We start from the raw sequence: 24829 nt of genomic DNA on the forward strand, positions 1-24829 counted from the left end.
CGCTCAGCCGGCCGGTGCCCCGGCGTCGCGCGCCGCGGCCACGACCGCGCGGGCGAAGCGGTCCACCGCCGCGGCCGGGGCGTGGTGCAGGAACAGCGACGGCTCGCTGACCTCCAGCTCCAGCAGGACCGGCTCCCCGCCCGGGCCGGGCACCAGGTCCACGCGGGCGTACGTCAGGCGCTCCGGCCCGCCGGGCACCGCGGCCAGCGCGGCCCGCGCCACCTCCAGCTGCCCGGGTGCCGCGGTGGCGGCGGTGATCCGGTCGAGGACCTCGTCGCCGACGGCGGGGGCGCTGCGCCCGCCCGCCAGCAGCGGCGCCTTGCGCACCGCGTGCGAGAACTCCCCGCCCAGGAACAGCAGCGCCGTCTCCCCGGCCTCGTCGATCCGCGACTGGTACGGCTGCACCATCACCGCCCGTCCCTGCCCGTGCAGGTGGCGCGCCAGGTCCACCGCCTCCGCGGAGCCCGCCCGGAAGCGCCCCGTGTCGCGCGCCCCGGCGCTCACCACCGGCTTGACCACGACCTCCGCGGCACCGGCGGGCTCGGCGTGGGCGAACGGCTCGTCCGGCTCCAGGAAGAGCGTCGGCACCACGGGAACCTCGGCGCGCTGCAGGTCCAGCAGGTAGTGCTTGTCGGTGTTCCAGGCCAGGACGTCCGCCGGGTTGGAGATCGCGGGGACGCCGCGCGCCCACGCCAGGAACTCCTCCCGGTGCAGCACGTAGTCCCAGGTGCTGCGCACGAGCACGAGGTCGTGGCGCCGCCAGTCCACCGCGGGGTCGTTCCAGACGTGGGCCTCCGCCTCGGCGCCGGCGCGGCCGAGGGCGGCCAGCAGGGCGGGGCCGTCGGCGTCGAGGTCGGGCATGCCGGCGAACGTGGCGACGGCGATGCGGGGCGGGCGGGTCATGGGGAGGTGCCTCCTGGGGGGCGACGGATGCCCCCACTCTTCTGCGGCGGCGGGGACGTTCGGCCGGTGGCGCGCCGGTGTCGGGCGGCGCAACGTCCCCGCCCCGCCCGCTGGAGCCTGCGGCGGGGACGTTCGGCCGGGCGACACCGGCGTGTCGCCTGCGCAACGTCCCCGCCGAGGCCGGCCCGGCGCCCGGGGCGGCGCCCGGTCCCGCCCCGGGTGGCAGCGGCAGGGCCACCCGCACGGCCCCGGCGCGGGCCCCGCGGCGCCGATACTGGAGGGCATGGGACGCGAGCACGCCGTGCGGGACTTCCTCCGGGCCCGACGGGCGGCCGTCTCGCCGGGCGACGTCGGCCTCCCCCACGCGCCGGGGGCGCGGCGGGTGCCCGGGCTGCGCCGGGAGGAGGTCGCCTCCCTCGCGGGCGTCAGCGTGGACTACTACACCCGGCTGGAGCAGGGCCGTGCGCTCAACGTCTCCGACTCCGTGCTCCGGGCCATCGCCCGCGCGCTGCGCCTCGACGAGGAGGAGGTGGCGCACCTGCGCGACCTCGTCGGTCCCTCCGCCGGTGCGCCGCGCGCCTCGGGCCGCGCCACCCAGGGGATCCGCCCCGGGGTGGCGCAGTTGCTGGCCACCATGGAGTCCCTGCCCGCGTACGTGCTGGGCTGGCGCGGCGAGGTGCTGGCCGCCAACCGGCTGGCGCGCGCCCTCTTCACCGACTTCGAGGCGATGCCCGCCCCGCAGCGCAACCTCGTCCGCTGGCTGTGCACGGACCCCACAGCGCGGGAGCTGTTCCTGGACTGGGAGGACGTCGCGGCCGACGCGGTGGCGGCGCTGCACCGGCAGGTCGGCAAGGACGCCTGCGACCCGCTGATCGCGGCGCTCGTGGGGGAGCTGTCCGTCGTGAGCGAGGAGTTCGCGCGCTGGTGGGCCAGCCAGCGGGTGTTCTCCCGCACGCACGGCGTCCGGCGGTTGCGGCACCCGCTCGTCGGCCGCCTCGACCTGGCCGTCGAGCACCTGCTCGTGCCGGGGCCGCTGGAGCAGGCGCTCGTCGTGCACAGCGCGGAACCGGGTTCGGCGTCGGCGGAGGCGCTGGGCCTGCTGGCGAGCTGGACGGCACCGGGGCGGGGCGCCACCCCGCAGGAGGCGGAGCGGGGCTCGCGGCTGGAGGGCTGACGCGGAGGGTGCGCGCGACTCCGCGTCACAGGGTCGCGAGGAGAGCGGCGGGGTTCTTCAGCCTCCACACCTGCAGGGCTGTGAACGAGCCGGCGCTCACAAGGAGGTGGTCGCCGTCGACCCGGACGTCGACCCCCTCGAGGATCCGCTGGGAGGGCAGGTGCACCGGGTGCCAGGCCCGGGCGTCGGGGGAGAGCCACAGCACGGCACCGCGCCGGCCGTCCGACTCGTGGAGGCCTGCCGCGGCGAAACCGCCGGGCACGGCGCGGACGGGGCCGAAGCGGTCGCCTCGCCCACCGAGGACCGTGGCGCTGAACAGGATCCCGTCCTCGGTGCGCAACAGCACCCCACGCCCTGCGAGGTGGCCCTGGACGAGGGTGGCGCCGCCGTCGTCGATGCAGGACGACAGCACTCCCGCAGCGTCGCCGAAGGTTCCTAGCGCCAGGCGCCGCCACGTCCCTTCCACCAACCGCCAGGCGACCGGGAGGTCCTCGGCGGCCGAGACCTCGAAGCCGACGACGAGCGGGTCGCCGCCGGGCAGGCGGCCCACTCCTTCCGCGGAACCCCACCCGTCCTCCGGGGCCTCGAACGGGCCGTTGGCGGGGGCCCAGCGCACGCCGTCGACGGAGGTCCACACGGCCGCGCGGTCGCGGGTCTCGGAGGTGGCCGTGGCCGCCGACCGGCCCGCCGCCACCCAGAGGTCCCCGATGCGCGCCACGTCGCTCACGCCCTCGTTGCGGGAGGTGCTGAACCCTCCGACGGGTTGCCAGGGTGCGCATGGGGCCGGGCGGAACCAGCCGGTCACGTTGTTCGTCGAGTTGCAGTCCTCGTCCTCGAACACCCACTCCTGCCCGAGCAGCACCCGGGCGCCTCCCGGACCAGTGGCCCCGGCCTGGAGAAGACCCTCGCTCTCCGGCGGGTCCCACTCGGCCTCGACGAACGTGCCGGAGCCGTCGAGGAGGTAGCGGGTGCGCCACCAGGTGATGTTCCAGACGGCGGCGTCCACGACGTCGAGGACGGGCGTCCTGGCGATGGATTCGCCTGCGCCCGTGGGGTCGAGGAAGGGATCCCAGAGAAGGGGTGGGTGCAGGGTGCCCGCCCGCACGACGGGGACGACCCAGCCGTCGGTGCCCACCTCCAGCGCACGCCCGGCGTTCCAGCCCGAACGGGCCAGCAGGACGCTGCCGTCGTCGTGGACCGCGCACATCCCGTCGGCGCTGCGAACGGCCCACGTGCTGGTGCATCCGAGCGGCCGCCACGCACCCGTGCCGTTCCGCTCCAATGCGCCCAGGCGCAGGTCGTTGCCGATGCGCAGCGGCGCGACGAGCCGGTCCCCGGCCACGGACGGAGCCTCCAGCCAGGAGTCGTCGCAGGGGTGGGGGGCGAACTCGTCGGCCTCGTAGTCGAGGGTGGGCAGCTCCTCCGGCTCCCACGCGGCACCGTCCGCGGAGGACCACGCCGCGGCTACCAGCCGGGAACCCTCCGTGAAGCGTCCTCCGGTCACGACGAACCGGCCGGCCGAGACCGCCACACCACCGGCGCTGCCCGGGCCCCGCCACGGCCCCTGCATGATCGACCAGGTGGCCCCGGCGTCCAGTGACCGGTAGGCGAGCACCCGGTAGGCGCCGCCCACCGGGCTCCCGTGCCCGATCGCCACCACCATCGGGCCCAGCGCTGCGATGCCGATGGAGTGGTGCCACTCCCATTCGGCCGGCACCGGGAGTGGCAACAGGCGCGCCCCGTCGCCTAGCAGGAGCACCGCCGGCCGGTATCCGCGCACGGTGCCCACCGCCACGAGTCCGTTCTCAACCGCTGCCAGCGCGCCGGGCCTGAAGGACTCCTCGACGGCCTCGTGCGGCAGTTCCACCGGCGACCAGCGCCTGCGGTCGCGTGACCGGACCAGGAACGGGACATCACGGCCGCCGGGTTGCGCGGTGACCCCGCCCACCCATGTGCGTGTCCCGTCGGTCGCGGCGGACAGCACCTCCGCCTCACCACCGCCGGGGACCGGCAGATCGCGCCACTCCCACGCCCGGGGGGAGAGTTCCGTCCACACCCGCGCCCGATCACGCCCGGCCGGGTACGCCCCCACGCCGGCCACCAGCGCCGGGAGGGTTCTGGACCGCCCCAGCGCGCAGCGGAAGACCACTCGTGAGTCCGTCACTCGGACGCTCGGGGGCACCGCGATCTGCACCCACTCCGCCCGGGTGGACGCGCCGTCGGTGGGCGGCTGTCCGCTCCGGTCCTCCGTCACCCCTCCACCTTCGCCCGGCGGCGGTGCGCAGCGCCATGTGGGCTGCGCACCGCCGGCGGCGGCTCAGCCCTGCAGCGTGGCGGTGTCGATGACGAAGCGGTAGCGCACGTCGCTGGCGATGACGCGCTCCCACGCCTCGTTCACCTGCGAGGCGTCGATGACCTCGATCTCGGCCCCGAGGCCGTGCTCGGCGCAGAACTCCAGCATCTCCTGGGTCTCGCGGATGCCGCCGATCTTGGATCCCGCGAGGCTGCGCCGGTTCTGCACCACGGAGAACGCGGCGACGGGGATGGGGTTCTCGGGCAGGCCGACGAGCACCAGCGTGCCGTTGACCTTCAGCAGCCCCAGGTAGGCGTTGATGTCGACGTTCGCCGACACCGTGCTCACGATGAGGTCGAAGGAGTTCCGCAGCTGCTCGAACGTCGCCGGGTCGCTGGTGGCGTGGTAGTGCTGCGCGCCCAGGCGCAGGCCGTCCTCCTGCTTCTTCAGCGACTGGCTGAGCACGGTCACCTCCGCGCCCATGGCGGCGGCGATCTTGACGCCCATGTGGCCGAGCCCGCCGAGGCCGACGACGGCGACCTTCTTGCCCGGCCCAGCCCCCCAGTGGCTCAGCGGGGAGTACAGGGTGATCCCGGCGCACAGCAGCGGCGCGGCGACGTCGAGCTCCAGGGCGTCCGGGATCCGCAGGACGTAGTTCTCGTCCACCACGATGTGGGTGGAGTAGCCGCCGGCGGTGGGGCGGCCGTCCCGGCCGACGGCGTTGTAGGTGCCGGTCTCGCCGCGGTCGCAGTACTGCTCCTCGCCGGCGCGGCAGTTCGCGCACTCGCGGCAGGAGTCGACGAAGCAGCCGACGCCGACGCGGTCGCCCACCGCGTAGCGGGTGACCTCGGGGCCGACCTCCTCCACGACACCGGCGATCTCGTGGCCGGGCACGAGCGGGTACAGCGCACCGCCCCACTCGCCGCGGGCGGTGTGGATGTCGGAGTGGCAGATGCCGGCGTACTTGATGCCGATGAGGACGTCGTGCGGGCCGACGTCGCGGCGCTCGACGGTGGTCGGAGCCAGCGGCTCGGTGGCGGACGGGGCGGCGTAGGCGTGCACGGTGCGCATGGAGGGGTCTCCTCGGGAACGGGGTGGGGTCTCGGCGTCGCACGGGGCGAAGCGGGTCTTCTCCGAGGCTAGGCGCGCCAGGAGCCCCGCGCGGGTCGGGAGGGTGGCCCTGCTCGTCCCACCCTGACCCCGACGGGCTCCGCAGCGTGGTAGCGCGCTACGCGCTGTGATTGGGATCTTCCCTTGATCGGCTCGTGGCCGCCGTCGCGGAGGTGGCCCTGTGGTAGACGGTCCGCATGGCGAACAGCTCCGACGTGCGTCGGTGGGCGCGGTCGGTGCGGCAGGACACCGCCGCGACCTCGTCGCGCTCCGACGAGCCGGCGCTGGACGTGGCGATCACCCCCGGCCTTCCCGCCTGCGGCTGGGAGCACGCACGGCTCCTGCGGGAGCGCGACCGGGCCGCGGCCCGCCAGCGCGCGCTCGTCGACCTCGGGCAGCACGCCGTCGGTGGCGCGGACCTCGAGGAGCTGCTCGACCTGGCGCTGGGCACGGCCTCCTCCGCCCTGCCCGGGGCGGTGGTGGCCCTCGTCGAGGTCTGCGGTGAGGACGCGGTCCTGCGCGGCTGCGCGGGTCGTCGCCCGGGAGCCTCGATGCCCCTCCGCCTTCCCCTGGCGGGGCTGGCCGGGACGACCCTGGGCCGCGCCCTGCGGGGCTGGCTGCCCGTGCACGTCGAGGACCACAGCGGGGAGCGCGCCGAGGGCCACCCCGCGCCCCAGCCGCTCCTGCCCGGCTGCGCCGCGGGCAGCTCCATCGCCGTGCCCGTCCGCACCCCGCGCGCCGTCTGGGGCGCCCTGGTCGTCGCCCACCCCGCCCCGGGCTGCCTCGCCGCGCCGGACGTGCTCTTCCTGCAGCAGGTCGCCGCCCTCGTCTCCGCCGCCGTGGACCGCGCCCAGACCGAGGCGGCCAACCGGCGCACCGCGCTGCAGGACCCCCTCACCGAGCTGCCCAACCGCACCCGGCTGCGGCAGCTCCTGGAGGAGGCCCTGCGTGCCCCCGGGGGCTGCGGGGTGCTCCTCGTCGACCTCGACGGGTTCAAGGACGTCAACGACGCCCTCGGCCACGCGGTGGGCGACCTCGTGCTGCAGCGGGTGGCGGAGCGCCTGCGCGCCGCCGTCACCGCCCCGGGCGTGCCGGCCAGGCTCGGTGGTGACGAGTTCGCCGTGCTGCTGCCCGGTGCCACGGCCGGAGCGATGGAGCACCTCGCCCGCGACATCGCCGACGCCTTCCTCCAGCCGCTGACCGCGGCCGCCGTCGACGTCCGGCTCGGCGTCAGCGCCGGTTCCGCCCTCAGCGGGGCGCACGGCACGGACGCCGCCACCCTGCTGCGCCGCGCCGACGTGGCCATGCACCGGGCGAAGTCCCGGGCCGGGTCCTGGGCGGCCTACTCCCCGTCGCTCGACGCCCCCCGCCTGACCCGCCTCAAGCTCGTCGGGGAGCTGCGCGGGGCCATCGGCGCCGGCGACCTGGAGGTGCACTACCAGCCCGTCGTGGACCTGCGCACCGGACGGCCGTGCAGCGTCGAGGCGCTCGTGCGGTGGCGGCACCCGGTCCGCGGCCGCGTCGGGCCGGAGCAGTTCATCGGGCTGGCCGAGCAGAGCCGTCTCATCGGACCCCTGACCCTGTGGGTCATCGACGAGGCCGTCCGCCAGTCGCTCGCGTGGCGGGAGGCGGGCCTGCCGCGCATCCCCGTGGCGGTGAACTGGAGCATCCACTGCCTGCGCGACCCGGGGGCCGCCGATGCGATCCACCGCCGCCTCGTCGCCCACCGCGACCTGCTCACCGTCGAGGTCACCGAGTCCGCCCTCGCCGACGACGACGCCCGCGACGCCCTGCAGGTCCTCGCCGCGGAGGGCGTCTCCTGCGCCATCGACGACTTCGGCACGGGGTACGCGTCGCTGGCGCACCTGCGGCGGCTGCCCGTGGACCGGCTGAAGGTCGACAAGCTCTTCGTCGAGCACCTGGCCGAGGAGCGCAAGGACCGGGCCATCGTCCGCTCGGTCGTGGACCTCGCCCACGCCCTGGGCCTGGAGGTCACCGCCGAGGGCGTGGAGAGCGAGGCCGTCGCGGCGGAGCTGCGCCTGCTGGGGGTCGGGGCCGCACAGGGGCACCTGTGGTCGCCCGCCGTGGAGGGGGAGGAGATCACCGGCGCGTGGGCCGGTGGAACGGCCGCGCGGGGGCAACCGGGCCCCGGCTGAGGAGTTGCGCCCCGGCGGTGGCGTGCTGAGGTGGAGCGGTGGGCCAGGTGCGGATCGGGATCTCCGGGTGGAACTACGCCGGTTGGCGCGGTTCCTTCTACCCGAAGGGGCTTCCGCAGCGGCTGGAGCTGGAGCACGCCGCGAGCAGGATGTCCACCATCGAGGTGAACGGCTCGTTCTACTCGCTCCAGCGCCCGGAGAGCTACCGGTCCTGGGCCGAGCGCACCCCACCGGGCTTCGTGTTCAGCGTCAAGGGCGGCCGCTTCATCACCCACATGCGCAAGCTCGCCGGGGTGGAGACGGCCCTGGCGAACTTCTACGCCTCCGGGGTGCTCGCCCTCGGGAGCAAGCTCGGCCCGACGCTGTGGCAGTTGCCCCCGCAGCTCGGCTTCGACCCCGCTCGGCTGGCGCGGTTCTTCGACCTGCTGCCCCGCACCACCGCCGCCGCCGCGGAGCTGGCCGCCCGGCACGACGAGAAGCTGGAGGGCCGGGCCTGGACCACCACCGACGCCGACCGTCCGGTGCGGCACGCGCTGGAGGTTCGCCACCCCAGCTACGAGTGCCGGGAGTTCGTGGACCTGCTGCGGGAGAACGACATCGCGCTGGTGACGGCCGACACGGCCGGCCGGTGGCCGCTGCTGGAGGACCAGACCGCGCAGTTCTCCTACGTCCGGCTGCACGGCGGGGAGGAACTCTACGTCAGCGGCTACGACGACGAGGCGCTGGATTCGTGGGCGGTGCGGGTGCGCGCCTGGGCGGCGGGGACGACGCCCCCGGGGGCCCGGCTGCTCGCGCCGCCTGACCCGCCCGCACCCTCCGGCGGCCGGGAGGTGTTCGTGTACTTCGACAACGACGTGAAGGCCCGCGCCCCCGTCGACGCGATCGCCCTCGCCGCGCGCCTGGCCTGACGCGCACCGCGCCTCTCCGCCCGGGACGGTGCGCCGTCACGACGACGGCCTACGGCCGCGGCGCGCTCCGGCGTCGCGGCACGTCCGGGTCGAGCAGCTCCGCCGGCAGGGCCTCACCGCGCGCGTGGGCCCGCACCGTCCGCGCGAAGAGGTCCGGCACTTCCGCGCTCCAGCCGTGCCCGGCGCCCGGGACCAGTCGCGCGGTGCCGGCGGGGAACGCCCCGGCGAGCAGGGGCAGGGACTGCCGCACGACGTTCTGCTCGCGCTCACCGGCGACCGCGAGGACCCGCGCCGCGGAGGTGGTGGCGCCGGCGGGGACGCGGTGGTCGAGCAGTTCGGCGGCGATGCGCTCGTAGGTGCCCGGTGCCGTGGCGCGGGCGGCCTCGGCGTACCCGGCGACGTCCTCCGCCGCGACGAGCGGGCCGCGCACGCCGGCGCGCGGCAGCGTGCCTGCCGCCAGCAGCGGGCCGGTGAGACGCCCGGCGGCCCGCATGCGGCGGGGGTCGGGGAAGGGCAGCACGCTGACGCCGCTCACCACCGCGGCCGGCACCAGGTCGGGCCGCAGCGCCGCCAGCTCCACGGCGACGCAGCCGCCCAGGGACGTCCCGACGAGGTGCGCCGTCCCGTCGGCGGCACGGGCGGACACCAGGTCCGCCACGGCGGAGGCGGTGTCCGCCAGCGACGCCCACGGCCGCCGCCTGCTCTCCCCGTGGCCGGGCAGGTCGACGAGGAGGAGGTGGAACTCCTCCTCGAGGAGGGGGACGGTCCGCTGCCACATCCACCCGCTCGCCATCACCCCGTGCAGCAGCACGACGGTGGGGGCGCCTGGCCGGCCGGCCTCCTGGGCGGCGAGCGGCGCGTCCGTCATGGCGGGAGTCTGCCAGCGCCCCCACCGGCGGTCCGGCCCGGCGGTCCGGCCCGGTGGTTCCGCCCGGTCGCTCTGTCCGGGGCCCGTGCGAGGGTTCGCGGACGGACGGGCGGGGAGGTACCGGTGCGGGCACCGACGTGGGTGGAACTGCTGCTGCTGATGGTCCACGGGCCCGGCGACCCCGGGCGCCCCGGCCCGGGCGATCCGACGATGCGGGGCGTCCTCCGCAGCCACCGCAGCTCCGGGCTGCGCGGCAACGCCATGGGGTGGTTCCGGTTCGGGGGCGAGCCGGCCCCCGTCTTCACGGGGGCCGGGCACGACCACGGCGAGGAACCCGACGAGGGGCCCGGCGCCCTGCTGCGGGTGTGGCGCGACGGCGCTGCGCTGCGCGTGGAGGGCACCGACGGGCAGCCGCTCGTGATCGCCGACGCGGAGCACGTCTGGCACTTCGACCGCGCCGCCGCGGGGGAGGCGGTGCTGCCGTGGCTCTCCCCGCGCTCGGCGCTGGTCGTCGCGGGTTCCGGAACCCACCTGCTGCAGCGCCGTGACGGCAACGAGTTCGCGGGGGACGACTTCACCCGGCCGGCTTCGCCGGTGGGCGCGACGACGTTCCTGGGCCGTGCCGCCTGGACCGTCGAGCTGCTGCCGCCGCCAGGCTCACCGCACCCGATGCAGCTCGTCGTCGACGCGGCGACCGGCCTCGTCCTGCAGCAGCGCGTCGACGGCCTCGGAGCTGTCGACGAGTGGGCGGAGCTGGTCCTCGGCGAGCGCCTCGAGCCGTCGCTGTTCCGCTGGGACGGGCCGCTGCGCACGGGGGACGCGACCGGGGACGCCGTGGCGCGCCACGAGGCCGAGCGCGAGGCCGAGCGCGCCCGGTGGTCGTCGTGGTTCGAGGGCGCGGTGGGCCCGGTGCGGCGGGAGGTGGCCGCCGAGGCTGCGCTCGACCTGACGGTGCGGTGGGTCCACGCCTTCGACGAGGACAGCGGCGCCTTCGAGGCCACCCTCGGGGAGGGGGTCCAGGCGTCCCTGGCGCGCCGCCCCCGCTCCGAGGAGCCGTGGGAGCTGCCCTGGCGGGGCCCGCACCACCGCTGGTCGACCGCGCGCCACGACTGGGCCTTCCACTGCCACGACGTCCCGCTCACCGCGCGGGGCCTCGCCGCGGTCGAGCGCAGCTTCCCCGACCGGTGAACGCGGTGGCTGGACCCCGGTGGCTGGACCGCGGCCGCTGAGTCCGGGCTACGCGCCCGGCTCGGCGGTGAGGCGGCCCGGCGTCCCGCGCTCGCCGGCGCGCGCGGGACGTCCCCGCACCACCCGGTCGCGCCCGCGCGCCTTCGCCTCGTACAGGGCCTGGTCGGCCAGGCGCAGCGCCTCCTCGGCCGTCCCGCCGGGTGCGACCTCCGCGACCCCGGCGCTGAACCGCACCGCCAGCGGCCCCTCGGCCGTCTCCACCGGCCCGGCCGCGCAGGCTGCCCGCACCGCCTCCAGGCGTCGCGCCGCCGCCCGCCCGTCCAGACCGGGCAGGACGACGACGAACTCCTCGCCGCCGTAGCGGGTCACCACGTCCTCCGGGCGGACCGACTCCCGCAGCAGCCGCGCGACGTGCACGAGGACCTCGTCGCCCACGGCGTGGCCGAAGCGGTCGTTGACCTGCTTGAAGTGGTCGACGTCCAGCATCGCCACGCTGAGCGCCCCGCCGGTCCGGGCGGCGCCGGCCACCTCGCGCTCCAGTGCCTCGTCGAGGTACCTGCGGTTGTGCAGGCCCGTGAGGCCGTCGCGCTGCGCCTGCTCGGCCAGGCGGGTCCGCAGCCGCTCCAGCTCCGTGACGTCGCGGGCGATGACCACCCACCCGGCGTCGGTGCTGCCGTCGGGGTGGAGCTCCTGCACCCGCACGTCGAGGACGGCGCCGGTGCTCAACGGCACCACCACCGCCCGGGCTCCCGCGCGCAGGGCCGACGCCAGGGCGGGCTCCGCGCCCGCCGCCTCCTCCCACGCGCTCCCCACGAGGGGGCGGCCGCCCTCACCCGACAGGGCGGTCAGCAGCCGGGTGGCGGCGGGGTTGGCCTCCACGATCCGCCCGGAGGCACCGAGCACCACGACCGCGTCGCCGAGGGCGTCGAGGACCTGCCGGTGCGCCACCGGCACCAGGTGGGCGTCGGGGTCGTAGCGGTCCACCCACCACCACATCGCCGCCATGATGAGGAGCGACACCGTCGTCGGATCCACCCGCAGCGTCGTCCACACGGTCGTCGTGACCGCGATGACGTTGCCGACGGTGGGCACGCACATCGCCGCGAGGGCGATCGCGTAGCGGCGGCGGTGGCCGGCGACGCTGCTCAGCATCGCCTGCAGCATCATCCAGACGCCCGCGGCCACCAGGACGTAGCTGTACGCGGTGTGGATCCAGAAGACGGGGCCCAGCGCGGCGGCCAGCTCACCGGTGGGCAGCTCGCGGGTCCGCTGCAGCTGGTGGTGCCAGGGGTTCGTGACGGCGGCGAGCGTGAGCAGCACGGGCTCCACCGCCAGCAGGACCGCAGCGCGCCGCGAAAGGGACCGCCGCCGCCCGGAGAGCAGCAGGGCGTACCAGAACCCGCCGGCGACGACCGCGCCCACGCCGGGGTAGACGCCGTAGAGGAGGGCCTCCTCCCAGGCCGGGTCGCCGGCCGCTCCCGACAGCGCCGCCGCGGCCGACCACTCCGCCACGCCGGCGAGGACGAGGACCAGCGGCTTGGCGAGGGGGCTGGAGTCGCGCCGGCGCCACACCGCACGTGCGGGGACGACGGCGATGAGCGCGGTGAGCGTGTAGATCACGACTGCCAGCTGCTCCATGCCACCCCCTGTCCGCGGTCTGGGACGGCTGCCCCTCCTGGAGCATCGACCACCTGGGCGACCCGGTTGACCGGTGCCCGCAGGAGCCACCCGGGAGGGTCAACCCGATCGGACGAATCCGACTCCGCCGCGTCGACCGCGCCCGGCCCGGGGGAGCGCAGGGCCCCGCCTACCGCCCGACCCTGGCCAGCAGCCGGTCCGCGGCCACGAACAGCAGACCGAGCAGCCAGAACGCCACCGTGCAGATCAGCGCCATGACCAGGACGGCGGGGTACCCGAAGCGGTCGACGTCGACGAAGAAGTACGGGTACCGGTTCTCGCCCTCCACCAGCGGCCCGCGGACCAGCACGAACCCGAAGTAGGCCAGCGGGTACAGCAGCCACACGGCCGCGTGCCGCCACCGCAGCCGGCCGTGGCGGTCCCACAGCAGCACGTCGAGCACGGCCAGCAGGGGCACGAGCACGTGGAGGGTGTCGTTCTCCACCTCACCCTGCAGCAGCAGGACGGCGTCCTCCCCGCCACCGGGGTTGAGCACGGTGTTGTAGACGACGCCCGTGATGGTGACGAACAGGGCCGCGCCGCCCTTCACCCACACCGGCGGGTGGCCGCGCCCTCGCAGCGTCGCGACGATCGACCAGGCCACCACCGCCGCCAGGATCGTGTTGCTCTGGATGGTGAAGTAGACGAACCGCGCGGCCCACTCCCCGGGCGTCGGGCTGCCGTCGCCGTGGAGGATGCCCACCACGACCAGCAGGACGATGAGGATCCGGTGGGCGAGCACCACGGGGCGGCGCGCCCGCGACCGGTCGCCGTGGCCGTTCCCCCGTCCGTTCCCCCGGCCGGTCGCCGCGCCCTCCGCGCCGGAGCCGGCGCTCTGCCGGGGCGTTGCGGGCGGCGGCTGCTGCGTCGCGGGCTCGTCCATCCCCCCATCCTCCCGGCTGCGCCCGCCCAGCGTCCCGGTGTGGCGGGCATCCGGGGGAGACCCACGCCACACCGCCGGTGCGCGGCGCCCTGCATGGCCCGCGGGGACCGGGGTAGGGCAGGAGGAGGGAGGGACCCGCCGGGCCCTCCGGAAAGCGGAAACCCCACCGAGAGGAGCCGGTCCGTGGCCAGCGTCATCGAGACCATCGACGTGGACGTCCCCGTCCGCACCGCCTACAACCAGTGGACGCAGTTCGAGTCGTTCCCCAACTTCATGGGGGGCGTCGAGTCCGTCACGCAGGTCGGCGACACGCTCACCCACTGGGTGACCAAGATCAACGGCAAGGAGGAGGAGTTCGACGCCGAGATCACCGAGCAGCACCCCGACGAGCGGGTCGCGTGGAAGAGCGTGGGCGGCAAGAACCACGCGGGCGTCGTGACCTTCCACCGCCTCGACGACGCCAAGACCAAGGTCACCGTCCAGCTCGACTGGGAGCCCGAGGGGCTCGTCGAGAAGGTCGGGCAGGCCATCGGCAGCGACGACCGGCAGGTGAAGGCCGACCTCAAGCGGTTCAAGACCTTCATCGAGCAGCGCGGCGTGGAGTCCGGGGCGTGGCGCGGGGACGTGCAGCCGCCGAAGTGACCCGCACGCAGCAGCACGGGTGAACGCGGCCGCCGCACCGGCGGCGCGGGAGCAGCGGGGGTGGTGCCGTCAGACGGTGCCGCCCCCGCCGTCCGCGTCCAGCACCCACGAGCCGCGGCGCGCGGACTTCGCCCGGTACATGGCCTGGTCCGCGTCGCGCAGGGCCTGCTCCGCCGTGGACCGGCCCCGGCGCCGCACGGCGATCCCGACGCTCGCGCTGACCGCGGCCGGCCGGCCGTCGAGGAGCACCGGCAGGGCGATGGCCCGCTGCATCCGCTCCACGATCGCCACCACCTCCTCCGCGGGGGCCGCCAGCAGCACCGCGAACTCGTCACCGCCGAAGCGGGCGGCGACGTCTCCCGGGCGCATCGCCCCCAGCAACCGCTCCGCGACCGCGACGAGCAGCCGGTCGCCGGCGTGGTGGCCGAGGGTGTCGTTGACCTGCTTGAACCCGTCGAGGTCGAGGAAGAGCACGGCGAACTCCCCGCCGGCGCCGTCCGACGTCCGATCGCCGGGGCCCTCGAGCGCGCGGGTCAGCAGCTCCAGGAACAGCGTCCGGTTCGGCAGCCCGGTGACGGCGTCGTGCAGGGCGCGGCGGCGCTGCTGCTCCTCGCTGGCGCGCAGCGCCACCAGGAGCTGCTCCTGCTCGAACGCGACGGCCAGCAGCGCCGCCCAGTGGTTGTACGTGGCGCGGGCGTCGAGGGTCTGCGCGTCGATCCGGCCCACCACCGCGAGCAGGCCCCAGTCGGAACCGCGCGCCCGCACGGGCAGGACGTAGGCCACCTCCTGCGCGGCCGGGTCGGCCCGCTCCAGCAGCGCCCGGGGCGGGAAGCTCCGGACGCCGAGGACCTCCCCGCCCAGCCTCGCGGCCAGGTCGCCGTGCCGGTCGTGCACGCCCGCCACGCGCAGCCGCTCGCCGTCCGGGCCGTCCTCCCACAGCGCGACGCAGCCGGCCCCGACGTGGGTGGAGGTCATCCAGTCCAGCGAGCGCGGGTCGCCACCGCCGCGGTGGAGCAGGCTCATGCTCACGGCGTACTGCTCCGCGATCGTGGCCTCCTGCCGCACCCACTGCTCCATCAACCGCGCGGTGGTGGAGCTCCAGAGGGCCGAGACGATGCGGCTGTGCAGGGCGATGAGCCGTTGCCGGTCCGGCTCCCGGCCGGGCGCGCCGGTGTCGGGGTGGGCGGCCACGACGCGCATGACGTGCTCCCCGACGACGGCGCTGACCACGCGCAGCGCCTCGGGGGTGGGGCGCAGCTCCTGCAGCAGGGCGGCGGCACGCGCCGGGGGCGCCTCCCCGGGGTCCTCCCCGCCCGCGGCCACGGCCTCCAGCGCCTGGGCCACCACGTCGACCGCGGCGGCCAGCGCGGCGCCGGCCGCGGGCTGGTGGGGATCGGGCTGCAGCGCCGCGTGCAGGGCCCGGTGCAGCTCCGGGAGCCCGGCGGGCTCCCGGGCCCCGTCCCCGCGGAGGGCTCCCGCGGGCACCTCGCCCGCGTGCATCCCCAGGGTGCCCGGGCACCCGCAGGAGGTGCGCAGCACCAGCTCGCCCGGGGAGGTGTGGCGGCCCGGGGCCACGGCGTCCCGGCGCAGCTCGGCCAGCAGCAGCCGCGCCCCCAGGGCGCCCACCCGGTCGAACTGCTGGTTCACGGTGGTCAGGCAGGGGGCGGTGCTGGTGTGGCCCTCGACATCGTCGAAGCCGGTCACCGCGACGTCGGCGGGCACGGACACCCCGGCCTCGCGCAGGCCCTCGACCACGCCGAGGGCGTTGCGGTCGGTGGCGACGACGACGGCCGTCACGGGCAGGCCGTCGGCGACCAGGCGGGCGGCCACCGCGCGACCCCCGACGAGCGCGTTGTCCGGGGCGTGGAAGCAGGGCGCGGGTGCGAGGCCGTGCAGGCGCATGGCGTCCTCGTAGGCGGCGAAGCGCTCCTGCATGTCGCTCTGGGAGAGGTTGCCGATGAAGCCGATGCGGGTGTGCCCGTGCTCGCGGACGAGGTGGGCGACCGCGGCGTGCACACCGCCTGCGTTGTCCGGCATCGCGCTGCGCAGGCCGAGGCCGTCGGCGGTGTGGCCGACGAGCACCACGGGCCTGCCCTCCGCGCGCAGCTTGTCCAGGTGCAGCGGCCGGGTGGAGGCCGCCAGCGCCAGGAACCCGTCCGCGACGTCGCGCGCCGTGGGGTTGCCGAACTCGGGGGCCTCGAGCACGTCGTCACCGCTGAGGCCGGCGTCCAGGGTCTGCACCAGCAGCACCCGGCCGCCCGCGGCGGCGACCTCCCGGGTGATGCCGGTGAGGAGGCCGCCGTAGTAGAAGCCGCCCGTGATGGGCGCCAGGACGGCGACGGTGGGTCCGGTGACCACGCTGTCCCCTCCCGGCTGCGCGTCGATGGCGGCGGCCAGGTGCCGCCACCTCTCCTGATCGGCACCTCGGAGCCCGTACTTTCGCACCGCGCGCCCGGTCCTGTCGCACCGGGACGGCGAGACGCCGGGAGGGCGCGCCCCGGCCCGGCAGACGGCGGAGGGCCCGTCCCACCGCGGGCGGCGGTGGGACGGGCCCTCTGGACCCCGTGCTGCCGGGGTGGGGTCAGCGCTTCCTGGCGACCGGCACCTGCGACTGCACGTTGAGCGTGCTGGGGCTGGGCCGCAGCTGCGCGGTGATCGACCGCTCGTCCAGCTTCAGCACGTCGAGGCCGAGCTGGATGTCGCTGGAGAAGATGTGGCCGTTGTACCAGTACGCCGACCACGTGCCGCCGATGGGCGCGCGCCCGCCGTCCGGCACGGGCAGCGGACCACGGTCGAACCAGGCCAGCTCGCGCGGGTTCTCCGGGTCGGTGAAGTCCATCACCGAGATGCCGCCCTGGTACCAGGACTGCACCATGACGTCACGCCCGGCGAGCGGGATGATCGAGCCGTTGTGGGCGACGCAGTTCTCCGTGTTGTGCTGGACGCGCGGGATCTTGTAGTAGGACGCGAACTCCAGCTTCGGCCCCGCCGGGGTCCTCACGACCCGGTAGATGCCGTTGGCGCCGCGCTTCGGGCCGATCGACGGGTTGCAGGTCGGGCCGCCCCCACCGCCGAGCTCGTCGGTGAACACGACCGTCTGCGCCTCGTCGTCGAACGTCGCCGAGTGCCAGAAGTGGAAGTTCGGGTCGGTCACCGAGTCGATCACCTTCGGCGCGACAGGGTCGCTGATGTCGATCAGCACGCCCTGGCCCATGCAGGCGCCCGCCGCGATGCCCTTGGCGGGGTACGCGGTGATGTCGTGGCAGCCATCGGTGGCCCGCGACCCGGCGTCGAAGGGGATCGACGGGTTCGCCGGCACCAGCGTGGCGCCGCCGTCCGGGAAGAGGACCGGTTCGGCGACGACCCTGGCCGCCGCCGGGGAGGCGTCGGGGATCTCGACGATGGAGATCTTGTCGTGCGGCGGCTGGCAGCCGGGGAAGGTGGGGTTGGGGCCGTACGAGGAGACGTAGATCAGGGAGCGCTTGTTGGCGGGGTCCGGCACCAGCGTGTTGGTGTGCGAGCCGCAGTCGGTCTCCACCGTCGTCAGCAGCCTCGGCGCCCGGGGGTTGCTGATGTCGTACAGGCGCAGGCCCTCCCAGGAGGACTCCTTCTCGGCCGTCTGGAACGCGCTGGAGCAGCTGTCGTCGCTGCGCGAGGAGTCGATCGACAGCACGAGGGTGTTGCCGGCGATCGTGACGTCGTTCTGGGCGCCGGGGCACTCGATGACCGAGACGACCTTCGGGTCGGTCGGCGTGCGGACGTCGTAGATCGTCACGCCGTTGTAGTTGCCCTGGTAGGCGTAGCCGTCCTTGAACGCCAGGTCGGTGCTGAACGAGTTCGAGGCCGAGAACTGCGCGACCTTGGGGACGTTCCTGACGAGCTTCAGGTTCTCCGAGGAGGCCGTCTCGCCGGTGCCGAGCTCGGCACCGGAGTCGTCCATCTCGTCGATCTGCTCGTGGGAGAAGCAGAAGTCCTCGTGCTCGTGCTCGTGGCTCGAGTGGTCGCCGGTGCAGGCGTCGGGGTGGGCCTGCGCGGGGACGCTGATGCCGACGAACGCGCCGGTGGCGAGGGCCGCGGCTGCGCTGAGCGCGAGCAGCCGCTTGGGGGATGCCGTCATTCGGCTCTGCCCTTCTGGGGTGCTGACACCAGGGGGAACCTCATCGTTCCACCTGGTAGGGGTGGCAGGACGGTAGTCGTGCGGCTGCGCAGCGTCCAGCCCTTCAGCGGTTCCGGTGCGGCGGGGCGGTGCTCCCCCGCACGACGAGGCGGGTGGGGACCAGGGTGGTCCCGGGCTCGCCGGAGCCGGTGCGGATCTGCTGGAGGACCCCGTCCACGCAGCGACGGCCCACCTCGGCGAAGTCCTGGTGGACCGTGGTGAGCGGGGGGATGAAGGAGGCGCAGTCGGCGGTGTCGTCGAACCCCACCACGCTGATGTCCCGCGGGACGACCAGGCCGCGCTCGTGGAAGGCCCGCAGCAGGCCGAGGGCCATCTGGTCGTTCGCGGCGAACACCGCGGTGCACCCGGGCTCCTCGGCCAGGCGCAGCCCCGCCGCGTAGCCGGACTCCGCCGACCAGTCCCCGCGCAGCATGGGGGGCACCGGCCGCCCGGCCGCCCGCAGCGACTGCCGCCACGCTGCCGTCCGCCGCTCACCGGCGAACGAGCTCTCGGGACCGGCGACGTGCCAGACGGTGCGGTGGCCCAGTGCCAGGAGGTGCTCGACGACCTGCCGGGCGCCGTCGGCCTGGTCGGTGTCGACGACGGCGTAGCGGTCACCGGCGTCGGAGTCCACGACGACGGTGTGCAGGCCCGGGGGCAGGGACACCACCGCGGAGTCCAGCAGGTGGACCTCCATGATGATGATGACCCCGTCGACGGCGAGCTCCTCGAGGCGGGAGAAGCCGCCGTGCACGCCCGCCTCGGTCGGCGCCGCGATCGGGATGACCGTGATCGCGTAGCCCTCGCGGGCCGCGGAGGTCGCGATGGCGTCCAGGGTCCGCATGTTGCCCGTCGTGGACAGCGTGAAGAGGAGGACGCCGATCGTGCGGAACTCCCCGTACTTCAGGGCGCGGGCGGCGCCGTTGGGGCGGTAGCCGAGCTCGCGCATCGCCCGCAGCACCAGCTCCCGCGTCTCCGGGACGACGCCCTCGTAGCCGTTGGAGACCCGGGAGACCGTCTGCGCGGACACGCCCGCGTGGCGGGCGACGTCGGCCATGGACACCCGGCGCTGCCGGGGCGGTTCCGTCGGTACCCGGCTCGCGGCCTCCGGTGTCGTCACCGCGGCCACCTCCCTCGCCGGCATCGTCCTCGGCGCACTGAGCGGGGATCTCACCCTCGCGACCTCCCTAGGTTACCCAACCGGTCATCCTCGCCGCGCGGCCCGGGACCACGGCCGGTCGGAGTGACCCCCGTCACCCCGACCGGCCGTGGTAGGGGTCACTTGACCGTGAAGCCCTGGTCCTTGCCGTACGTCTCCGAGGCGGCGCCCCACTGCTGGAGCCCGTCCGCGAGGGTCGTCTCGCCCAGGTACGCCTTGCCGACGTGGTCGTTGTAGACGCTGTTGGCGTAGACCTGGAACGGCAGGTACGACCAGCCCGGGACGACGTTCGCCGCGGACTCCGCGAGGATCTTGTTCGCCTGCTGCCCGCCGAAGTACTCGAACGGGGCCTCGAGGAACTCCGGGTCGGACAGGTGCTCCGTCGTGGCCGGGAAGGCCCCGCCCTCGATGCGCGTGGCGACGCCGTCGCCCGCGGCGGCGTACTCGACGAACTGGTAGGCGAGTTCCTTGTTCTTCCCCGCCTCGAGCACCGCCAGGGAGCTGCCGCCGTTCTCTGCGCTGGCGGTGGCGCCGGCCTCCCACTGCGGCAGGGGGGCGACGGCCCACTTGCCCTTGCCGTCCGGAACGCCGGAGGCGAAGTTGCCCGGCATCCACGCCCCGGTGGGCAGCGTCGCGAGCGTCCCGTCCCCGAGCGCCTTGTACCACTCGTCGCTCCAGGGGCTGATGTCGGACAGCAGGTCCTCGTCGATGAGCTGCTGCCACGTCTCGGCGAACCGCTTGGAGCCCTCGTCCTGGAGGTCGATGGACACCGTCGTGCCGTCGACCTGGTAGGGCTGGCCGCCGGCCTGCCAGATCATGCTGGTGGTGAAACCGGCGTCACCGCTGTCGGCGGCGATGTACACGTTCGGGTCGGCCGCGTGGATCTTGCGGGCGGCCTCGACGTACTCGTCCCACGTCGTGGGGACGGGCACCTGGTGCTTGTCGAAGACCTCCTTGTTGTAGAAGAGCGCCATCGGCCCGGAGTCCAGCGGAAGCCCGTAGACCGCGTCCCCACCCATGCGCACCGAGTTCCACGGTCCGGGGGTGAAGGTTCCGTCGAGCTCGTCGGCCCCGAAGCCCGCCAGATCCGCGAGGGACTTGCCGAGCGCGAACTGCGGGATGGCGTAGTACTCGACCTGGGCGACGTCCGGCACGCCGGAGCCCGCGGAGATGGCGTTCTGCAGGGCCGTGTACTGGTCGTTGCCCGTGCCGGCGTTGACGACCTCGACGTCGACGCCGGGGTTCTCCTTCTCGAAGTTCGCGGCGACGTCCTCCACGGTCCCGTCCCAGGCCCAGACCGTCAGCTTGCCGCCGGCCTTCCCGCCCGCCGTCGCGTCACCGCCCTGCGCTGCCGTGTCGGCGCCGGAGTCACCGCACGCGGTGACGGAGAGGGAGAGCGCTCCGAGGAGAGCGACGCTGCGGAGGAGCGTGCGTCGGCCGAGCTCGTTCATGGTGGTTCCCTTCAGGACGTGGTGGTGCTGGGAGGGGTCGGAGGTGGTGGTGCGGGGCCGCGTGCCGTGTGGGGCGGCGGCCGGGGGCGGAGCGGTCTACTCCTTGACGCTGCCCGCGGCCAGGCCGGACTGCCAGTACCGCTGGAGCAGGAGGAACGCCGCGACGAGCGGCAGGACGGTGAGCAGGGACGCCGTGATGACGAGGTTGAAGATGGCCTCCCCGCCCGCGGTGCCGGCCTGGGCGTTCCAGGCGTTGAGGCCGAGGGTCAGGGGGTACCAGTCGGGGTCCTTGAGCATGATCAGCGGCAGGAAGTAGTTGTTCCACGTCGCCACCGTGTTGAACAGCAGGACCGTGACGAGGCCGGGACCGAGCAGCGGGAGGCAGATCTGCGCGAACGTCCGCAGTTCGCTCGCCCCGTCGACGCGGGCCGCCTCCATGAGCTCGTCCGGGATCGCCTCCCGGCAGAACGTCCACATGAGGTACAGGCCGAAGGGCGAGATCAGCGAGGGGATGATGATCGCCCAGGGCGTGTTGGTCAGACCCATCCGGCTGAACATGAGGAACGTGGGGACGGCCAGGGCCGTGCCGGGGACGGCGACGGCGCCGATGACGACGGCGAAGACGGCCCGCTTGCCGGGGAAGTCGAACTTGGCGAGGGCGTAGCCGCCGAGGACCGCGAGGACGGTGGCGCCGCCAGCGCCGGCGACGACGTAGAGCAGCGTGTTGCCGAACCAGCGCACGAAGACGCCGTCGTCGTAGGTGAGGGTCTGCTGGATGTTCTCGAAGAGGGCGAAGTCCTCGTCGAACCAGAGCCCGAAGGAGCGGTAGAGGCCCGCCTGCGTCTTCGTGGCGTTGATGAACAGCCACAGCAGCGGTACGACGCTGTACAGCAGCGCCAGCCCGGTGACGAGGGTGAGGAGCGGGCTGCGCCGCGGCTTGTCGCGGGAGACGGCGCGGCGGGGCCGGGGCGCCGGGGTCCGCGGGCGGCTCAGGGGCGCGGGGGGACGATCGGTCGTGGCGGTCATCACTTCGCCCCTTCGCGCATGCCGCGCAGCTGGACGGCGTAGGCCACGGCCATGGTGAGGACTCCCATCACGATCGCGACCGTCGCCGAGTAGTTGTACTGCTGCCCGGCGAAGGAGAGCGAGTAGGCGTACATGTTGGGGGTGTAGGAGGTGGTGATCGAGTTCGGCGCGAGGCTCTGGAGGATCGCGGGCTCGTTGAACAGCTGGAAGCTGCCGATGATGGAGAAGATCGTGGCGATGACGAGCGCGCCGCGGATCGCGGGGAGCTTGATGGCCGTGATGATGCGCCACTGCCCTGCTCCGTCGATCTCGGCCGCCTCGTACAGCGAGGACGGGATCACCCGGAGCGCCGAGTAGAAGATGAGCATGTTGTAGCCCATGAACTCCCAGGTGACGATGTTGCCGATCGAGGCGAGCAGCAGGTCGGGGGCGAGCGGGTTGGGCAGGGAGAGCCCGAGGGCGTCGTTGAGCCCGCCGACGAGCCCGAAGCGGGTTCCGTACATGAAGCCCCACATGAGGGCCGCCACCACGGCGGGCACCGCGTACGGGAGGAAGACCGTGATGCGGAAGACGTCACGTCCGTACAGGCGGCCGCTGTCGATGGCCAGGGCGACGAGGAGCGCGAGGGTCAGCATCACGGGGACCTGCACCGCGAGGAACAGGGCCACCCGTTGCGCTGCGCTCCAGAACTGCGGGTCCTGCAGCACCTTCGCGTAGTTGTCGAGGCCCACGTAAGCCCGCCCGCCCACCAGGCGCTCCTGGAAGAGGCTGAGGTGCAGGGAGTAGGCGATGGGCGCCAGGAACACCAGGGCGAAGACGAGCATGAAGGGTGCGAGGAAGCCCCATCCGGTCCACCGGCGCCGCCGTTCCGCTCGCTGGGGCGCGGGGTGGCGGACCTGGGGGAGTGCAGCTGTCGTCACGGGCGGCCTCCGCACACGTCGTTGTGGTTGTTTGCGCAAACATACAAGTGCAGATGTTCATGTTTGCGCAAACACGAGGGATGGGGAGCATCGTGCACCCCGGAGGCCGCGGCGTCAATCGCCTGGCGCAAGTCCGTCGCAGCCGGCCTCCGCGCGCCGCCCCCGGTCCACTGCGAGCGGTCCGGAGGGCTTGACGGCGACCGGGGGCGGCAGCAGACTGCCACCGTGTTTGCGTAAACATCGGCTCGGCCGGTAGCCCTCCTCGGAGGCGCCACCCCGGCCGGCCCGGCCGGGACGGCTCGACGGCCCCCGGGACGCGCACGTCACGGACGGACCGGACCGCGCCCACCACCCGCGCAGCGCGGCGCCGCGGGCACCCCGGCCGGCCCCCACCCGCGATGCCGCGCACCAGCGCAGGGACGCGCCACCCCGGCCGCTCCCGCACCAGCTCCCAGGGAGGACCAGACCGGTGACCACCTTCGAGATCGGCGAGGAGGACTTCCTGCTCGACGGGGAGCCCCACCGGGTGCTGTCGGGTGCGCTGCACTACTTCCGCATCCACCCCGGCCAGTGGGCGGACCGCATCCACAAGGCGAGGCTGATGGGGCTCAACACCATCGAGACCTACGTCGCCTGGAACGCGCACGCGCCCCGCCGCGGCGAGTTCGACCTCAGCGGGGGCCTCGACCTCGGCAGGTTCCTCGACCTCGTCGCCGCCGAGGGCATGCACGCCATCGTGCGCCCCGGCCCCTACATCTGCGCCGAGTGGCACAACGGCGGCCTGCCCGCGTGGCTGTTCGACGACGAGCACACCGGGGTGCGCCGCTCCGAGCCGCGCTTCCTCAGCGCCGTCGCCGACTACCTCGCCGCGCTGGCGCCCGTCCTCGTCCCCCGGCAGGTCGACCGCGGCGGGCCCGTCGTCCTCGTGCAGGTCGAGAACGAGTACGGCGCCTACGGCAGCGACGCCGGCTACCTGCGCACCCTCACCCGGATGACGCGCGACATCGGCATCACCGTGCCGCTCACCAGCGTCGACCAGCCGACCGACGAGATGCTGCGCAACGGCAGCGTGCCCGGCCTGCACAAGACCGCCTCGTTCGGCTCCCGGTCCCTGGAGCGGCTGAAGACCCTGCGCGAGCACCAGCCCAGCGGCCCGCTGATGTGCTCGGAGTTCTGGGACGGGTGGTTCGACCACTGGGGCGAGCACCACCACACCACCTCCGCGGCGCAGGCGGCCGCGGACCTGGACGACCTGCTGTCCCTGGGCGCGTCCGTCAACGTGTACATGGTCCACGGTGGCACCAACTTCGGCGCCACCAACGGCGCCAACCACAAGGGCACCTACCAGCCCATCGTCACCAGCTACGACTACGACGCCGCCCTCGACGAGGCGGGGCAGCCCACGCAGAAGTACTGGGCGTTCCGGGAGGTGCTGGCCCGCCACACCTCCGTGCCCGACTACGACGTCCCGCCGGCCGCCCCGGCGCCCGCCTTCAGCGTCCGCATCGAGTCGGCGCGGCCCCTGGCCGCCGTGCTCGAGCAGCTCGGGGAGGAGTCCGCGCACGCCGAGCTGCCCACCATGGACGCCGTCGGCGAGGCGGCCGGCTACCCCGTGCTCGCGGTGTACCGCGCCGAGCTGCCCGGAGAGCCCCGGCCCGGGGTCCTGGAGTTCGGGGAGGTCCGCGACCGGGCGCAGGTGCGCGTCGACGGCCGGCCCGTCGGGGTCGTCTCCCGCGACGCGCACGAGCGCGCCCTGCCCCTGCCCGCCGGCCGGACCGTCGAGCTGCTCGTCGAGGACCTCGGGAGGGTCAACTACGGACCCCACATCGGCGAGGCGAAGGGGCTCGTCGGGCCCGTGCACTTCGCCGGCGACGAGGTCCGCGACTGGAACGTGCGCCCCCTCGACCTCACCCGCGTGCCGCGCCTGTCCCGCGGCGCGGACGTGACCACCACCGACATCCCCGTCGTCGGGCCCGTCGTCCTGCACGCCTCCTTCGACCTGCCGCCAGGCGCGGTCCCGGGACGCTACGGCTGGACCGGTGACCTGTTCCTCAGCACCCGTGGCTGGGGCAAGGGCCTCGCCTGGGTCAACGGGTTCTGCCTCGGGCGGTACTGGTCCCGCGGGCCCCAGCGCACCCTCTACGTGCCCGCGCCCCTCCTGCGGGCGGAGGGCAACGAGCTGGTCCTGCTCGAACAGCACGTGGGCCGGGACACCGTCGAGTTCGTCCCCGGCCTCGACCTCGGCCACACCGAGGCCTAGCAGCACCTCCTGGCGGCACTTCCTGGCAGCACCCACCCCGGGCTCGCGCGACGAG

General features: G+C 74.6%; 18 protein-coding genes. 6 read left to right on the top strand and 12 right to left on the bottom strand.

The features are described from left to right. Window positions 1-3: 3 nt before the first annotated feature. The gene (locus CLV92_RS16350) at window positions 4-903 is read right to left on the bottom strand and encodes an ATP-grasp domain-containing protein (RefSeq protein ID WP_104434461.1); all 900 of its coding nucleotides are present in this window, start codon (window positions 901-903) and stop codon (window positions 4-6) included. A 283-nt stretch (window positions 904-1186) separates the two neighbouring features. On the opposite strand from CLV92_RS16350, the gene CLV92_RS16355 reads away from it, so the two are divergent. Continuing rightward, a complete protein-coding gene (locus tag CLV92_RS16355) occupies window positions 1187-2077 on the top strand; it encodes a helix-turn-helix domain-containing protein (protein WP_104434463.1) in 891 nt (296 codons plus the stop codon). Between the two features lie 25 nt (window positions 2078-2102). Here the strand turns inward: CLV92_RS16355 and CLV92_RS16360 are convergent, their stop codons facing one another. Both CLV92_RS16360 and CLV92_RS16365 read right to left on the bottom strand, forming a co-directional pair. After that, complete coding sequence (locus CLV92_RS16360; protein WP_146099597.1) at window positions 2103-3794, bottom strand: hypothetical protein; 1692 nt, start codon at window positions 3792-3794, stop codon at window positions 2103-2105. Window positions 3795-4394: 600 nt separating this feature from the next. After that, window positions 4395-5441 carry an NAD(P)-dependent alcohol dehydrogenase gene (locus tag CLV92_RS16365; RefSeq protein WP_104434467.1) on the bottom strand — a complete coding sequence of 349 codons (1047 nt, stop codon included), beginning with the start codon at window positions 5439-5441 and terminating at the stop codon, window positions 4395-4397. 236 nt (window positions 5442-5677) lie between these two features. Here CLV92_RS16365 and CLV92_RS16370 point away from each other — a divergent pair, with 236 nt between their 5' ends. Continuing rightward, window positions 5678-7636, top strand: a complete 1959-nt coding sequence (locus tag CLV92_RS16370) for a putative bifunctional diguanylate cyclase/phosphodiesterase (protein ID WP_104434469.1) — start codon at window positions 5678-5680, stop codon at window positions 7634-7636. 38 nt (window positions 7637-7674) lie between these two features. Beyond that, window positions 7675-8544 carry a DUF72 domain-containing protein gene (locus CLV92_RS16375; protein WP_211291196.1) on the top strand — a complete coding sequence of 290 codons (870 nt, stop codon included), beginning with the start codon at window positions 7675-7677 and terminating at the stop codon, window positions 8542-8544. Between the two features lie 49 nt (window positions 8545-8593). Here CLV92_RS16375 and CLV92_RS16380 read toward each other — a convergent pair whose 3' ends face one another. After that, complete coding sequence (locus tag CLV92_RS16380; RefSeq protein ID WP_104434471.1) at window positions 8594-9412, bottom strand: alpha/beta fold hydrolase; 819 nt, start codon at window positions 9410-9412, stop codon at window positions 8594-8596. A gap of 123 nt (window positions 9413-9535) precedes the next feature. On the opposite strand from CLV92_RS16380, the gene CLV92_RS16385 reads away from it, so the two are divergent. Next, the gene (locus tag CLV92_RS16385) at window positions 9536-10600 is read left to right on the top strand and encodes a hypothetical protein (protein ID WP_104434473.1); all 1065 of its coding nucleotides are present in this window, start codon (window positions 9536-9538) and stop codon (window positions 10598-10600) included. Window positions 10601-10648: 48 nt separating this feature from the next. Here the strand turns inward: CLV92_RS16385 and CLV92_RS16390 are convergent, their stop codons facing one another. Together CLV92_RS16390 and CLV92_RS16395 are read right to left on the bottom strand one after the other, a co-directional pair. Beyond that, complete coding sequence (locus CLV92_RS16390; RefSeq protein WP_104434475.1) at window positions 10649-12238, bottom strand: histidine kinase N-terminal 7TM domain-containing diguanylate cyclase; 1590 nt, start codon at window positions 12236-12238, stop codon at window positions 10649-10651. 169 nt (window positions 12239-12407) lie between these two features. Beyond that, window positions 12408-13160, bottom strand: a complete 753-nt coding sequence (locus tag CLV92_RS16395; RefSeq protein ID WP_104434477.1) for a Pr6Pr family membrane protein — start codon at window positions 13158-13160, stop codon at window positions 12408-12410. A gap of 183 nt (window positions 13161-13343) precedes the next feature. Here CLV92_RS16395 and CLV92_RS16400 point away from each other — a divergent pair, with 183 nt between their 5' ends. Then, the gene (locus CLV92_RS16400) at window positions 13344-13802 is read left to right on the top strand and encodes an SRPBCC family protein (RefSeq protein WP_211291197.1); all 459 of its coding nucleotides are present in this window, start codon (window positions 13344-13346) and stop codon (window positions 13800-13802) included. Between the two features lie 69 nt (window positions 13803-13871). Here the strand turns inward: CLV92_RS16400 and CLV92_RS16405 are convergent, their stop codons facing one another. The 6 genes from CLV92_RS16405 to CLV92_RS16430 all read right to left on the bottom strand — a co-directional run bounded on the left by CLV92_RS16405 (window position 13872) and on the right by CLV92_RS16430 (window position 22514). Continuing rightward, window positions 13872-16160: a substrate-binding and GGDEF domain-containing protein gene (locus tag CLV92_RS16405; protein ID WP_158257290.1), complete on the bottom strand. Its 2289-nt coding sequence runs from the start codon at window positions 16158-16160 to the stop codon at window positions 13872-13874. 223 nt (window positions 16161-16383) lie between these two features. Continuing rightward, complete coding sequence (locus CLV92_RS16410; protein WP_211291198.1) at window positions 16384-17919, bottom strand: LVIVD repeat-containing protein; 1536 nt, start codon at window positions 17917-17919, stop codon at window positions 16384-16386. Between the two features lie 103 nt (window positions 17920-18022). Further along, the gene (locus CLV92_RS16415; RefSeq protein ID WP_342762356.1) at window positions 18023-19015 is read right to left on the bottom strand and encodes a LacI family DNA-binding transcriptional regulator; all 993 of its coding nucleotides are present in this window, start codon (window positions 19013-19015) and stop codon (window positions 18023-18025) included. A 221-nt stretch (window positions 19016-19236) separates the two neighbouring features. Then, complete coding sequence (locus tag CLV92_RS16420) at window positions 19237-20568, bottom strand: ABC transporter substrate-binding protein (RefSeq protein WP_104434485.1); 1332 nt, start codon at window positions 20566-20568, stop codon at window positions 19237-19239. A gap of 96 nt (window positions 20569-20664) precedes the next feature. Continuing rightward, complete coding sequence (locus CLV92_RS16425) at window positions 20665-21594, bottom strand: carbohydrate ABC transporter permease (protein ID WP_104434487.1); 930 nt, start codon at window positions 21592-21594, stop codon at window positions 20665-20667. Then, window positions 21594-22514 (bottom strand): carbohydrate ABC transporter permease, encoded by a 921-nt coding sequence (locus CLV92_RS16430; RefSeq protein WP_245886899.1) that lies wholly within the window; start codon window positions 22512-22514, stop codon window positions 21594-21596. Before CLV92_RS16430 ends, CLV92_RS16425 begins: the two co-directional genes overlap by 1 nt. Window positions 22515-22983: 469 nt before the next feature. Here CLV92_RS16430 and CLV92_RS16435 point away from each other — a divergent pair, with 469 nt between their 5' ends. Further along, window positions 22984-24774, top strand: coding sequence for a glycoside hydrolase family 35 protein (locus CLV92_RS16435; protein ID WP_104434491.1), 1791 nt, complete (start codon window positions 22984-22986; stop codon window positions 24772-24774). Window positions 24775-24829 lie beyond the last annotated feature (55 nt).

The sequence above is a fragment of the Kineococcus xinjiangensis genome (assembly GCF_002934625.1).
Lineage (GTDB): Bacteria > Actinomycetota > Actinomycetes > Actinomycetales > Kineococcaceae > Kineococcus_A > Kineococcus_A xinjiangensis.

Bases quoted from the DNA above. Each gene is read 5' to 3' on its own strand.
- CLV92_RS16350 (WP_104434461.1), bottom strand. From the start codon at position 903: ATGACCCGCCCGCCCCGCATCGCCGTCGCCACGTTCGCCGGCATGCCC.
- CLV92_RS16355 (WP_104434463.1), top strand. From the start codon at position 1,187: ATGGGACGCGAGCACGCCGTGCGGGACTTCCTCCGGGCCCGACGGGCG.
- CLV92_RS16365 (WP_104434467.1), bottom strand. From the start codon at position 5,441: ATGCGCACCGTGCACGCCTACGCCGCCCCGTCCGCCACCGAGCCGCTG.
- CLV92_RS16370 (WP_104434469.1), top strand. From the start codon at position 5,678: ATGGCGAACAGCTCCGACGTGCGTCGGTGGGCGCGGTCGGTGCGGCAG.
- CLV92_RS16380 (WP_104434471.1), bottom strand. From the start codon at position 9,412: ATGACGGACGCGCCGCTCGCCGCCCAGGAGGCCGGCCGGCCAGGCGCC.
- CLV92_RS16390 (WP_104434475.1), bottom strand. From the start codon at position 12,238: ATGGAGCAGCTGGCAGTCGTGATCTACACGCTCACCGCGCTCATCGCC.
- CLV92_RS16395 (WP_104434477.1), bottom strand. From the start codon at position 13,160: ATGGACGAGCCCGCGACGCAGCAGCCGCCGCCCGCAACGCCCCGGCAG.
- CLV92_RS16410 (WP_211291198.1), bottom strand. From the start codon at position 17,919: ATGACGGCATCCCCCAAGCGGCTGCTCGCGCTCAGCGCAGCCGCGGCC.
- CLV92_RS16415 (WP_342762356.1), bottom strand. From the start codon at position 19,015: ATGGCCGACGTCGCCCGCCACGCGGGCGTGTCCGCGCAGACGGTCTCC.
- CLV92_RS16420 (WP_104434485.1), bottom strand. From the start codon at position 20,568: ATGAACGAGCTCGGCCGACGCACGCTCCTCCGCAGCGTCGCTCTCCTC.
- CLV92_RS16425 (WP_104434487.1), bottom strand. From the start codon at position 21,594: ATGACCGCCACGACCGATCGTCCCCCCGCGCCCCTGAGCCGCCCGCGG.